The 12,586-nt window shown below is 47.6% G+C and carries 10 protein-coding genes and 1 other RNA gene; 7 read left to right on the forward strand and 4 right to left on the reverse strand.

All coding sequences use genetic code 11. From position 1 onward, the window contains the following. Positions 1-71: 71 nt before the first annotated feature. The 4 genes from rpiA to LSG34_RS13885 form a co-directional block, all read right to left on the reverse strand. A complete protein-coding gene (gene rpiA / locus LSG34_RS13870) occupies positions 72-728 on the reverse strand; it encodes a ribose-5-phosphate isomerase RpiA (RefSeq protein ID WP_233009689.1) in 657 nt (218 codons plus the stop codon). Between the two features lie 116 nt (positions 729-844). Further along, positions 845-1,435, reverse strand: coding sequence for a 5-formyltetrahydrofolate cyclo-ligase (locus LSG34_RS13875; protein ID WP_233009690.1), 591 nt, complete (start codon positions 1,433-1,435; stop codon positions 845-847). A 93-nt stretch (positions 1,436-1,528) separates the two neighbouring features. Then, positions 1,529-1,713: non-coding RNA, 6S RNA (gene ssrS, locus LSG34_RS13880), on the reverse strand. A 26-nt stretch (positions 1,714-1,739) separates the two neighbouring features. Beyond that, positions 1,740-2,045, reverse strand: coding sequence for a cell division protein ZapA (locus LSG34_RS13885; RefSeq protein WP_233009691.1), 306 nt, complete (start codon positions 2,043-2,045; stop codon positions 1,740-1,742). A 76-nt stretch (positions 2,046-2,121) separates the two neighbouring features. Here LSG34_RS13885 and LSG34_RS13890 point away from each other — a divergent pair, with 76 nt between their 5' ends. The 7 genes from LSG34_RS13890 (at position 2,122) to gcvP (ending at position 11,892) form a co-directional block, all read left to right on the forward strand. Next, positions 2,122-2,730 (forward strand): UPF0149 family protein, encoded by a 609-nt coding sequence (locus LSG34_RS13890; protein WP_233009692.1) that lies wholly within the window; start codon positions 2,122-2,124, stop codon positions 2,728-2,730. Positions 2,731-2,743: 13 nt separating this feature from the next. Further along, positions 2,744-4,057, forward strand: a complete 1,314-nt coding sequence (gene pepP / locus LSG34_RS13895) for a Xaa-Pro aminopeptidase (protein WP_233009693.1) — start codon at positions 2,744-2,746, stop codon at positions 4,055-4,057. A 17-nt stretch (positions 4,058-4,074) separates the two neighbouring features. Then, positions 4,075-5,316, forward strand: a complete 1,242-nt coding sequence (gene ubiH / locus LSG34_RS13900; protein ID WP_233009694.1) for a 2-octaprenyl-6-methoxyphenyl hydroxylase — start codon at positions 4,075-4,077, stop codon at positions 5,314-5,316. A 140-nt stretch (positions 5,317-5,456) separates the two neighbouring features. After that, on the forward strand, positions 5,457-6,662 hold the full coding sequence (locus LSG34_RS13905) for an FAD-dependent monooxygenase (protein WP_233009695.1): 1,206 nt from the start codon (positions 5,457-5,459) through the stop codon (positions 6,660-6,662). Between the two features lie 276 nt (positions 6,663-6,938). After that, on the forward strand, positions 6,939-8,018 hold the full coding sequence (gene gcvT, locus LSG34_RS13910; RefSeq protein ID WP_233009696.1) for a glycine cleavage system aminomethyltransferase GcvT: 1,080 nt from the start codon (positions 6,939-6,941) through the stop codon (positions 8,016-8,018). Positions 8,019-8,329: 311 nt separating this feature from the next. Next, positions 8,330-8,719, forward strand: coding sequence for a glycine cleavage system protein GcvH (gene gcvH, locus LSG34_RS13915; RefSeq protein WP_127021213.1), 390 nt, complete (start codon positions 8,330-8,332; stop codon positions 8,717-8,719). Between the two features lie 281 nt (positions 8,720-9,000). Further along, positions 9,001-11,892, forward strand: a complete 2,892-nt coding sequence (gene gcvP / locus LSG34_RS13920; RefSeq protein WP_233009697.1) for an aminomethyl-transferring glycine dehydrogenase — start codon at positions 9,001-9,003, stop codon at positions 11,890-11,892. Positions 11,893-12,586 lie beyond the last annotated feature (694 nt).

Raw genomic sequence — 12,586 nt, forward strand, 5'->3', positions numbered from 1 at the left:
AACATAGTTAACCTATGTGATTGGGGCGAGCGAACGCGGTCAACAAAGCTGCGGCTTCAAGTACGACGAGCTCAGTTTAGGACCAATGTGCCTTGGGCTGTTCCAACTAATACGATATCTGCCGCGCGACGGGCAAAAATACCGTTGGTGACTACGCCGACCAGGTTGTTTATTTGTTGTTCTAATTCTTCTGGCTCTGTAATGCTAAGGCCATGCACATCTAAAATAATATTGCCGTTGTCTGTCACTACATTTTCACGCCAGACAGGGCGACCACCTAATTTTTCCAGCTCACGTGTGACATAAGCACGGGCCATTGGAATAACTTCAACAGGTAAAGGAAATTTGCCGAGCACGGCCACTTGTTTGGTTTGATCGACAATACAGACAAACTTTTCGGCCACAGCTGCGACAATTTTTTCACGGGTCAGTGCTGCGCCACCGCCTTTAATCATATGGTTTTGCGGGTTAATTTCGTCTGCGCCATCTACGTACACACCAAAACTTTCCACGTCGTTTAAGTCCAGTACAGTAATACCTAAAGCACGCATTTTTTCAGTGGATTGCACTGAACTGGAAACTGCACCTTTGATCTGATCTTTGATAGTGGCCAACGCATCAATAAAGTGATTGACGGTGGAGCCAGTGCCCACACCCACAATAGTCTGAGGCGCTACATAATCCAATGCTGCCCAGGCGGCATTTTTTTTCATCTGATCTTGAGTCATAGGTCTACCGGAAAGTTTTTGAGCCACGTTTAGCCATACAGATGGATAGTAGCCGAAAAGGGGGATCGGGCAAAAGGGGCAAAAGGAAAAAGAGCTGAAAGAATTTTAGTATTTACTTATTGTTCACTAAAACAGCGGAATTTTGTTGGAGTGCAGATGGCTGGTAACGGAATATCCCAGGCTTCGACCGGCACTGATTCCACGTGCTGGCAATCATGGGCTAAGCCAATCAGCTGTGGTTTTGTTGCTGCTGAGTCCAACTGACTTAAGGTTCTGTCATAAAAACCGCCACCCATGCCTAAACGTTGACCCAGTGAGTCAAAAGCGACCAAAGGCGTAAAAATCAGATCCAGTTGGCTGACAGGGCATAACAGACTGCAATTAAGCTCTGGTTCGCCTATGCCAAACTGATTGGGTTTTAGCACAGTGTCCGGAGTATAAAGCTGAAACACCAGATAACCAGGTACGACAGGATGCAATAACGGCAGGTATAAGCTTTTGCCTTGTTGCCATAAAGCCTGAATCAAAGGGGTCGTATCCAGCTCACCATCGTTAGTAAGGTATAAAGCGATGTGCTGAGCTTGTTGTACTTCAGGGCGAGGCAGTAGTTGCTGCACTAAATCCAGACTGGCTTGGTGCTGTTGCTCTACAGATAAAGAGCGGCGCAAAGCACGAATATGCTGACGAAGCTGTTGGCGTGAAGTCAAAACACTGAACCTGAAGATCAAAGGTAAGTTGGACTATAAAACAGAAAGGGTTAGCTGCAAAGTCGCGGTTTTAAGAAAGATCTATCCAATAAAAGGTTCTCCGAATTGCCGTGTCAAGTATCAGCCCTTGAACCTAAGGTTCAAGGCGGGAGTCAGTTTGTCACCGTAGGCTTCTCGGTACGAGCCGAGCCTGCACAAAAGCAACAAGAAGGAGCCCCTAAAGTAAAACAATTATCGGCTCAGGGACATCTACCTAATCACTGACAACTCAGAGAACGTGGTAAGTATAACACCGGCTTTTTGATTATTCCGCCTTCTTTTTCACTTCCACGAGCTCATTGCACAAATTTAGCGCAATCATCAGCAAAACATCTTCATTCATATGCACACCGGGTTTAAATTTTGTACTGGCAACCCGTTGTTCTAATTCATCAATGGCATCTTGCAGCCGTTGTTCTTCACCCAAAGGGCAGGAAACTTTTAATACCCGGCCTAAAACCGAGATCGTCAGTTGCTTAGGTTTTGTGCTGGTAGCAGGTTTTGAGACAGGTTTTTTCACTACAGCTTCAGCTGGAGGTGGGTCAACAGGACGAAATTTACGTAAATGCATGATTGAGACCTCTGGGCCTGCGATTGGGGCGTCCATCTGTTGGCGGGTAGAACCAGCAAATGGTAGGATAGCTGCCTTGAAAAGTCGCTTGGGCCGAAAAATTATGACGACAGAAAGTTTTAAATCTTACGATCACTGGACCAGTTTGCTGGATCAATCTTACCTGATGGCGTCGGCCGCCGAAGTACATGGCTTGATCGCAGGCTTGCTAAGTGCCGGTGTGAGCGCAGAACCGGCGAAGATTTTACCAGTTCTGCACGACTTCTTAAATGACGGACAAGCCTTATCTGCCCCTGTTAAAGCAGATATTTCGGATTTAATTATGCAAACGTCCGAATCTTTGGCACATACCGACTATTCCTTTGCATTATTGCTGCCAGGTGACGACGACTCCTTGCCAGAACGTCTTGAAGCTATGGTCGAATGGACTCAGTCTTTTCTCGTGGGTTTTGCCATTCAGCAAACCGATTTATCCATTTGTTCGGCCGATGTAAAAGATGCGATAGAAGAGCTGACCGAAATCACCAAAATCGACGTATTTGCCATAGATGACAACAGCGCCGAAAGTAACGAAGAGTCGTACTTTTTAGTACTGGAGCATATACGCTTACTGGTGCTGACCTGCTTTAACGAAGTAGGGCTGAAATTCAGCAAAAACGAAGTACAGAATAAAACTTTGCATTAAGAGCCTTTAGCAAATGACTGTGAACATCTACCAAAACAGACGTGAGAGCTTGCTTACCTCTATCCCAAATAACAGCGTGGTTTTAGTACCAGCTGCGGTGGAGTTAACCCGTAGCCGCGACACTGAATACCCTTTTCGTCAGGACAGCGACTTCTTTTATCTGACTGGTTTTAATGAACCTGACGCGCTTTTGATCTTAAGCAAAGATAATTCTGGCAACACTGCTAGTCTGTTGCTGTGCCGCTCCAAGGACCAGTTGGCTGAAATCTGGCAAGGCCGTCGGTTAGGGCCAGAGCAAGCCAAAGCTGTGTTGGGTTTAGATGCTTTGGCTATTGCAGAGCTGGATAACGAGCTACTTAAAGCACTGAATCAAAAAACTACACTGTTTTATGCTCAGGGTACTTATGCCGAGTTCGACGCCAAAGTAGCTGCCACTTTAGCCACCTTAAGGCTTTACCCTAAACGGGGTTACGTGGCACCTACAGTACAGCAGGATTTACGGCCTGTAACGGCTGAAATGCGTTTGTTTAAAGATGAAGATGAAATTCATCAGATGCGCCAGGCCGGTTATATCAGTGCTAAAGCGCAGAAAAGAGCGATGCAAGCAGCCAAAGCTGGCGTATGGGAATATCAGCTGGAAGCCCATATTTTGCACGAGTTTGCCATGCACGGCGCCCGTTTTCCTGGTTACAACTGCATAGTAGGAGCTGGTGAAAATGGCTGTATTTTGCATTACACCGACAACAGCAGTCAGCTCAAAGACGGTGATTTAGTGCTGATTGACGCTGGAGCTGAGTATCAGGGCTATACGGCGGATATTACCCGTACTTTCCCGGCCAGTGGCAAATTCAGTCCAGAGCAGGCCGCTGTGTATCAGGTGGTGCTGAATGCTCAGTATGCTGCTTGTGCCCAGGTAAAACCTGGCAATAAGTTTAAAGATGCGCTCGACGCTGCTTGTTTAGAACTGACCAAAGGTTTACTGGAGTTAGGCATTTTACAGGGCGAGCTTGAGCAGCTGTTAAAAGACAACGCCTGCAAAGCCTATTTTATCCATGGTTTAGGCCACTGGTTAGGCTTGGACGTACATGATGTTGGTGCTTACAAAGTTGCTGGCGAAGAGCGGCCTTTTGCACCTGGCATGATTTTAACCATAGAGCCGGGTTTATATATTCCAACAGGGTCGCCTTGTGATTCTAAGTGGTGGAGCCTGGCGGTACGGATTGAAGATGATTTGCTGGTCACAGCCGAAGGTCACGACAACTTAACAGAGTTAGTGCCTAAAGAAATCGCAGAAATCGAAGCTTTAATGGCGCAGTCGTCCCTTTAAAAAAACAGGAAAGTGGTATGCAGCAGGATAAAAGCTCAGCTCAGACAAACACAGATCCACTGGATCTGGTGATCGCAGGCGGTGGTATGGCCGGATCTATGCTGGCTTATGTGCTGCTGAGTCAAAACCCTGCATTAAAGTTGGCTATTGTGGAGCAAAGTTCAGATTCAGAACCCTCCAAAGCCAGCTTTGATAGCCGCAGCATCGCCTTGGCTCATGGCAGTGTGGAACTGCTGCAGCAATGGGGCCTGTGGCAGGATCTGCAACAAAGCGGCTGTGCTATTAAACATATCCATATTTCCGACCGTGGTCATTTTGGTAAAACCTATTTAAATGCCGCCGATCATCAGTTAACTGCTTTAGGTCAGGTGATTGAAGTTGAAGCCATAGGCGAAGTCTTGTGGCAAAAACTCAAAGCCTTCACGACACAAGGCCGTTTAAGCTGGTTTTACAGCGATGCTATTGCCGCATTAAACCCAACAGCAGAGTTGCAGCACATTAGCCTGAAAAGTGGTGCACAACTGCAAAGCAAGCTACTGGTGATCGCTGAAGGTGGTTTATCACCCAGCCGAACTTTAGCGGGTTTTGAGTTGAAATCTGATGATTATCAGCAGCATGCGCTGATTGCCAATATAGGCTTAAGCGACTCGCATCAACACAAAGCTTTTGAGCGTTTTACGCCAACCGGGCCTTTGGCTTTATTGCCTTTAACCCGTCAGCGTTATTCGCTGGTCTGGACTTTAACGCCTGAACAAGCAGAACATCATTTAAACCAACCCGACCATGAGTTTTTAGCTGCATTGCAACAAGCCGCAGGCCACAGGGCTGGGGTATTTAAAACTGTCGGTCAGCGTGTGGTGTATCCGTTGAGTTTAAAGCGGGCCACTGAAGCGGCACGCCATCGCACTGTATTACTCGGCAACAGTTTGCATAACCTGCACCCTATAGCAGGCCAGGGTTTTAATCTGGCAATCCGAGATATTTATAGTTTAAGTTTGTTGCTGCAAAAACATCAGGCAGATGCTGGTAGTTACGCATTGACCAAAGCTTATCAGCAGGCGCGTTTGCCTGATATGCAGCAAGTGATTTTGTATACCGACTCCCTTGTACGGCTATTTTCCAATTCATCCCGCCTGATGGCGCTTGGCCGTAATACAGGCTTATTCGCGTTAAACCTTTGTCCTGATTTAAAACAAGCCGTGGCTAACCAGGCCATGGGTCTGAATTCTATTCGCCAGTTAAAGGCGCTTTTGACTTAAAAAAAGAACCTTCACCCAAAGTAATTGAAGTTGCAGTGCGGCGACGAATAAACGAGACCCTATGAGCATAGTTAACCTATGTGATTGGGGCGAGAGAGTGAAGTCAACAAAACTGCGGCTTCAAGGACGCAGGGGGAATTATGCAGGAATATGATGTTTCTATAGTCGGCGCAGGCAGTGCAGGTTTAACTCTGGCGCTGCTGTTGGCCGACTCATCGCTTAAAATTGCCGTGCTGGATAAAGAACCGGCGCCAGAACTTGTAGCGCCTAGCTTAAAACGGGTTAGCGCACTCAATCAGGCGTCAAAACGCTTGTTGAGTCAGCTTGGCGTTTGGCAGGATTTAACATCAGCTGCGCCTTATACCGATATGAAAGTATGGGAAGCTGACAGCTTTGGCCGCATTGAGTTTTCTGCTTTGGAGCAAGGTTGTGACGAGCTCGGCTTTATAGTGGATAACGAACAGTTGCGTGCCGTGCTTTACAGCAAACTGAAAAGCAAAACCAATGTCAGTTGCCAGTTTCAAAGCACTATTTTAAATATCAGCAATAGCGAGCAACAAAATCTGCTGACGCTGCAAGACCAAAGCCCAATGCTGTGCAAACTGCTGGTAGCAGCTGATGGTGCTAACTCTTTTGTGCGCCAACAACTGCAAATGCCTATCGCCTTTTGGGATTACCAGCATCAGGCCTTAGTGGCGCAAATCCGCACTGCTGAACCGCATCAAAGCTGTGCCCGTCAGGTGTTTTTACCTACAGGCCCACTGGCGTTATTGCCATTGGCTGATCCGCATTTAGTTTCTATTGTCTGGAGTACCAGCCCGGAGCAGGCCGCTGAACTGCAAGCTATGCCAGCTGATCAATTTAATAAAGCCTTAACAGCAGCCAGCAATTCGGTATTAGGCCTGTTGCAACTTGAGTCAGCACTTAACAGCTACCCGCTGAAAATGCGTTATGCCAGCGAATGGGTGCTAAATAAAACCGTGCTGGTGGCAGACGCTGCCCACACTATTCACCCATTGGCAGGGCAGGGCATGAACCTGGGTTTGATGGACGTTGCCGCATTAGCAGAACTTATAGGTCAGCAAATCAGTGCGCAAAAGCCAATTAATGAAGAACGTATGCTAAGAAGTTACGAGCGCTGGCGTAAAGCGGAAGCACAGACCCTGATCGCCGCTATGGAAGCCTTTAAACAAGGTTTTGGCCGTCAGAATCCTGTGCTGAAACTAGTGCGTGGTTTAGGAATGTCGCTGACCGACAAACTGCCTTTCGTAAAACAAAAAATAATGGCTGCGGCTTTAGGTGATTCCGGCGACTTGCCTTATATAGCGCGCCCTACAGCCAAGTGACGGGCTGTTAAAAGGCCTAAAATGGCAGGGTTATTTGCTATAACTCTGCTATTCGCATTATTAAATCTAATCCAAAAGGGGCTGTTGGGCTCTGGCCCCATCGGTTATAATCCGGTTCATCTTAAAAATGCCATTCGGTTATAAGCAGATTTCTGTGACAAGCGAATGACAAGTTCCTGAGTAGTTTGAAGTTGCATAACGCGGCCTGAAAAGCTCCAGCAGCGCAGGCCAGAATTTATTGACTGCTTCGGCAGCTAAAAACTGGAAAAAATACAGATGGCCCAAAAAACAGTGTTATTCGCCAAGCATGTAGAATGTGGCGCAAAGATGGTGGACTTTCACGGCTGGGATATGCCGCTGAACTACGGTTCACAAATTGAAGAACACCACAATGTCCGCCAGGACGCTGGTATGTTCGACGTCTCTCACATGACTATCGTTGACCTGCAAGGGCCAAACACCCGTAATTTCCTGCGTTATTTACTCGCCAACGACGTCAACAAACTGACTGTGTCAGGCAAAGCCTTATACAGCGGCATGTTAAACGAAGCCGGTGGCGTGATTGACGACTTAATAGTTTACTTTCTGACCGAAGACTTCTTCCGCTTAGTGGTGAACTCAGCTACTCGTGAAAACGATCTGGCCTGGATCAACAAACAAGCTGCAGCCTTTAATGTCACTGTGACCGAACGTCCAGAGTTCGCCATGATTGCAGTGCAAGGCCCACAAGCCAAAGCCAAAGTAGCCACTTTATTAACAGAAGAGCAAAAAGCAGCTGTTGCTGGTATGAAGCCATTTTTTGGTGTTCAGGCCGGCTCTCTGTTTATTGCTACTACGGGCTACACAGGCGAAGACGGTTATGAAATCTCTTTACCTAACGAAGAAGCCGCTGACTTCTGGCAAAAACTGCTGGATGCTGGTGTAAAACCTGCTGGTTTAGGCGCTCGTGACACCTTACGTTTAGAAGCAGGTATGAACCTGTATGGCCAGGATATGGACGAAACTGTATCGCCGCTGGCAGCCAATATGGGCTGGACTATTGCGTGGGAACCAAGCGACCGTAACTTTATTGGCCGCGCTGCTTTAGAACAACAAAAAGCTGCCGGCACTATGAAGCTGGTTGGTTTAGTGATGGAACAAAAAGGCGTATTACGTCACGGCCAGAAAGTTGTGACTGAAGGCGGCGAAGGCGAAATCACGTCTGGTACTTTCTCTCCTACTTTAGGTTTCAGTATTGCGATGGCCCGTGTACCAGCTTCGACTGGCGACACAGCCGAAGTGGATATCCGTGGCAAACTGGTTCAGGTGAAAGTAGTGAAGCCTAACTTTGTTCGTATGGGTAAAAAAGTAATTTAATATACCCGTCGTACTTGAAGCTGCGGCTTTGTTGACTACGCCATTTCGCCCCAGTCACATAGGTGACTATGCTCCTGGGGTCTCACTGGCTTGTCGCCGCCCCGCAACGTCAAGGTACTTGGGTATAAATACAGCGGCTTGCTTTGTTTGTTTTCTATTGGTTGAAAAATAAACAAACGAGGTAAGCAGCTATAAGCTTGCGGCAAAAGCGTAGCTTCGCTATGTTGTTTGCCAGAGTCAGTCAGTAGACTGGCTGCGGTCTAACTAGCAGATAAACAAAAGCCACCAAGGTCTGATTTAAGGAATTGAACATGAGCAACATCCCTAACGAATTAAAGTACGCTCCGTCACACGAATGGGTTCGTGACGAAGGCAATGGCGTTTTCACCGTAGGTATTTCTGAGCACGCTCAGGACCTGTTAGGTGACATGGTATTTGTTGAATTACCAGACGTGGGTGATGTAGTTGCTCAGGGCGACGACGTAGCTGTAGCTGAATCTGTAAAAGCAGCTTCAGACATCTACGCTCCGGTATCTGGCGAAATCGTTGCAGTAAACGACGCATTAAACGATTCTCCAGAGCTGGTAAACAGCGCACCATACGGTGACGGCTGGATGTTCAAAATCAAGATTTCTGACGAATCTGAACTGGCAGGCTTATTAGACGCCGCTGGTTACCAGAGCGTTGTTGACTCTGAATAAGTCGACGCCGATTTAACTTTAAAGCCCTGTGTTCGCACAGGGCTTTAAATTATCAGATAGGCGTAGAAAAACGTCGATGCGGTTAAACCGGATAGACGGGCGAGGACAAGCCTCGCCCCTACGGATATCTGATAACGCGCTGATATAAACGGGCATTGTAGGGGCGGGGTTTACCCCCGCCCGTGACAGACCCAACAGGGATCTTAGGTGCCACTGGGCCAAAACCCGAACCGGCACGTAACATCCAGCATATTGTTAAGACCATTTAGGAACTTCAAGGCATGACCACTTCAGCTGTGAAAACCCTGTCGCAACTTGCGAACCATCAGGAATTTATTCAACGCCATATAGGCCCGGACGCTAACGAAACAGCAGCTATGCTGGCTGAATTAGGCGTAAGCAGCATGGAAGAGCTGATCGCACAAACTGTGCCTGCTTCCATTCGCCTGCCAAAGCCATTGGCAACTGGTGAAGCCACAACTGAAGCGGACGCTCTGGCGTACTTAAAAGCTGCTGCGAACAAAAACAAAATGTTCAAAAGCTACATTGGTATGGGCTACCACCCAACACTGACACCAAACGTTATTTTACGTAACGTGTTAGAAAACCCGGGCTGGTACACTGCGTACACCCCATACCAGCCGGAAATTGCTCAGGGCCGTTTAGAAGCTCTGCTGAACTTCCAACAAATTTCTTTAGATTTAACAGGTATGGAGCTGGCATCAGCTTCATTACTGGACGAAGCCACTGCAGCTGCTGAAGCTATGGCGCTGGCTAAACGTGTGGCAAAAAGCAAAGCCAATACGTACTTTATTGCTGACGAAGTGCACCCACAAACTATTGACGTAGTACGCACCCGTGCGGAAATGTTTGGTTTTGACGTGATCATTGGCAAAGCCACTGACGCAGTGAACCACGACGTATTCGGTGCTTTATTACAGTACCCATCAACGACGGGTGAAGTGCGTGACGACAGCGCTTTAATCGCTGCCTTACAAGCGAAAAAAGCCGTAGTAGCAGTAGCTTCTGACATGATGAGCTTATTGTTATTAAAATCTCCGGGCGAATTAGGCGCAGACGTAGTTTTAGGTTCTGCCCAGCGTTTTGGTGTGCCTATGGCTTTTGGTGGCCCACACTCAGCCTTCTTCGCTACCCGTGACGATTACAAACGTTCTATGCCAGGCCGTATCATAGGTGTGTCGAAAGACCGTCGTGGTAATCAGGCTTTGCGTATGGCAATGCAAACCCGTGAACAGCATATCCGTCGTGAAAAAGCTAACTCCAACATCTGTACTGCACAGGTGTTACTGGCGAACATGGCGTCTTTCTTCGCTGTGTACCACGGCCCAGAAGGCCTGAAAAACATCGCAGAGCGCATTCACCGTTCTGCTGACGTATTTGCAGCTGGCCTGCAAGCCAAAGGCGTGTCTTTAGTACACAACACCTGGTTCGACACTGTAACCTTCAAAGTGGCTGACCGTGCCGCTGTTGTAGCCCGTGCTATTGCTGCTGAAGTGAACTTACGTACTGATATCGCCGATAGCTTAAGCGTAAGCTTCAACGAACTGACAAGTGCTTCTGACATCGCTCAGCTGTTTGACATCGTATTAGGCGCTGGTCATGGCTTAGATGTGACTAAGCTGGACGCTGACATCGTAGCCAAAGGCTCCAACTCTATTCCTGCTGACTTAGTTCGTACTTCTAAGTACTTAACGCACCCGGTATTTAACCAGTACCACAGCGAAACTGAAATGCTGCGTTATATCAAAAAGCTGGAAAACAAAGACTTAGCACTGAACCACTCGATGATTTCTTTAGGTTCGTGCACCATGAAGTTAAACGCTACAGCCGAAATGATCCCTGTCACCTGGCCAGAATTCGGTTCGCTGCACCCGTTCGTGCCACGCGACCAGGCTGAAGGTTACTACGACATGATTGGCGAGCTGGCCAACTGGTTAGTGGACATCACAGGCTACGACGCTGTGTCTATGCAACCAAACTCAGGCGCACAAGGCGAATACGCCGGTATGATCGCTATTCGTAAATACCACGAAAGCCGCGGCGATTCACACCGTAACGTGTGTTTAATTCCTGTGTCTGCGCACGGTACTAACCCTGCAACAGCAGCTATGGCCTGCTTTGAAGTGGTACTGGTAGATTGCGACAAGAGCGGCAACATCGACATGGCTGACTTAAAAGCCAAAGCCGAAGCCGTATCAGACAAGTTAGCCGCCATTATGGTGACTTACCCTTCTACACACGGTGTGTTTGAAGAGTCTATCCGCGAGCTGTGTGACATAGTTCACGCGCACGGTGGCCAGGTGTATATGGACGGCGCCAACATGAACGCTCAGGTAGGTATTACTTCTCCTGGCTTTATCGGTGCTGACGTATCGCATTTAAACCTGCACAAAACCTTCTGTATTCCTCACGGCGGTGGCGGCCCAGGTATGGGTCCTATCGGTGTGAAGAAACAATTGGCTCCGTTTATGCCAAACCACGCTGTCGTTAAAATTGAAGGCACAGGCCAGGACAACGGCGCAGTCTCTGCAGCACCATTTGGTAGCGCAGGCATTCTGCCAATCAGCTGGATGTACATCAAAATGATGGGCGGCGACGGTTTACGTCAAGCCACTGAAATGGCGATTTTAAGCGCTAACTACATGGCGAAAAAACTGGGCGACCTGTTCCCGGTGTTGTACGTAGGTACCAACGGCCGCGTAGCGCACGAATGTATTATCGACATGCGTCCACTCAAAGAAAAAACCGGCGTGACCGAAATGGACATCGCCAAACGTTTAATGGACTACGGCTTCCACGCCCCAACTATGTCATTCCCGGTAGCCGGCACGCTGATGATCGAGCCTACTGAGTCTGAAAGCAAAGTGGAACTGGACAAATTTATCACCGCCATGACTTCTATCCGCAATGAAATTGCCAGGGTAGAAGCAGGGGAGTGGACTGCAGACAACAACCCACTGCACTTCGCACCTCACACTATGGAAGATATTTTCGACCCAAGCTGGGACCGCCCATACGAGCGTCAGTACGCTGCATTCCCTGCACAGTACGTGGCAGAAAACAAATTCTGGCCAACAGTCACCCGTATCGACGACGTATACGGCGACCGCAACCTGATGTGCGCTTGCCCAAGCCCGGAAGATTATCGGTAATTGAAATTTTTGTGTCAGCGTGTAATTAAGTTTGTGACTGATTTAATTAAGTTTGTGACTTTAATTAAGTTTGTGACTAAACGAAAAACCTAACAAAAGGGCCGAAAGGCCCTTTTGTATTAATGACTTAGGTAATATGTCGTTCCTTGAATATCATGTGTCTAATGACAACTAGGTGTCCGAATTCGACAACTGGTGTCCGAAACGACAACTAGGTGTCCGAAACTACAGCAAGTAGGTAGGGACTCCTTAAAAGAAAAGCGAACCTGTGAGGGTTCGCTTTTTTGTTACTATAAAAAAGTTTATATCGTCAAGTTAGTACTCGTTGTCAGTCGACGATAAAAGTCCGCTTTTTGCACAAGATCAGCAGTCAGCCTTGGTCAGACTCTTTAATGGAAAGTGCCAGATAAAGTTGAGCCTAATTCACGTTAATCCTTACTCTCTGCTCTCGAAGTCATTGCAGTTTGGGCATGTATAATTATATGTATCGACCCAACTACTCATTTCGCCATTTGGCCAAGATGAACCACAAATTTCGCAATCAACTTCGATATCATCTGAATCTTCATTTCCACACATTGTGCATCTAAAACCAGTTGAAGAATCCTCAACTGGAATCATCAAATCGCTAATGTTACATTCTGGGCAGTCATAAGTAGCCCAATGTATGTCATACCTATGCTTAGGTCTCACC

Source organism: Rheinheimera faecalis (assembly GCF_021290965.1).
Lineage (GTDB): Bacteria > Pseudomonadota > Gammaproteobacteria > Enterobacterales > Alteromonadaceae > Pararheinheimera > Pararheinheimera faecalis.

What these genes read in the sequence shown, in the direction of transcription:
- LSG34_RS13885 (WP_233009691.1), bottom strand. Translation starts at nt 2,045, where the DNA reads ATGCATTTACGTAAATTTCGTCCTGTTGACCCACCTCCAGCTGAAGCT.
- LSG34_RS13905 (WP_233009695.1), top strand. Translation starts at nt 5,457, where the DNA reads ATGCAGGAATATGATGTTTCTATAGTCGGCGCAGGCAGTGCAGGTTTA.
- gcvP (WP_233009697.1), top strand. Translation starts at nt 9,001, where the DNA reads ATGACCACTTCAGCTGTGAAAACCCTGTCGCAACTTGCGAACCATCAG.
- rpiA (WP_233009689.1), bottom strand. Translation starts at nt 728, where the DNA reads ATGACTCAAGATCAGATGAAAAAAAATGCCGCCTGGGCAGCATTGGAT.
- gcvT (WP_233009696.1), top strand. Translation starts at nt 6,939, where the DNA reads ATGGCCCAAAAAACAGTGTTATTCGCCAAGCATGTAGAATGTGGCGCA.
- ubiH (WP_233009694.1), top strand. Translation starts at nt 4,075, where the DNA reads ATGCAGCAGGATAAAAGCTCAGCTCAGACAAACACAGATCCACTGGAT.
- gcvH (WP_127021213.1), top strand. Translation starts at nt 8,330, where the DNA reads ATGAGCAACATCCCTAACGAATTAAAGTACGCTCCGTCACACGAATGG.
- pepP (WP_233009693.1), top strand. Translation starts at nt 2,744, where the DNA reads ATGACTGTGAACATCTACCAAAACAGACGTGAGAGCTTGCTTACCTCT.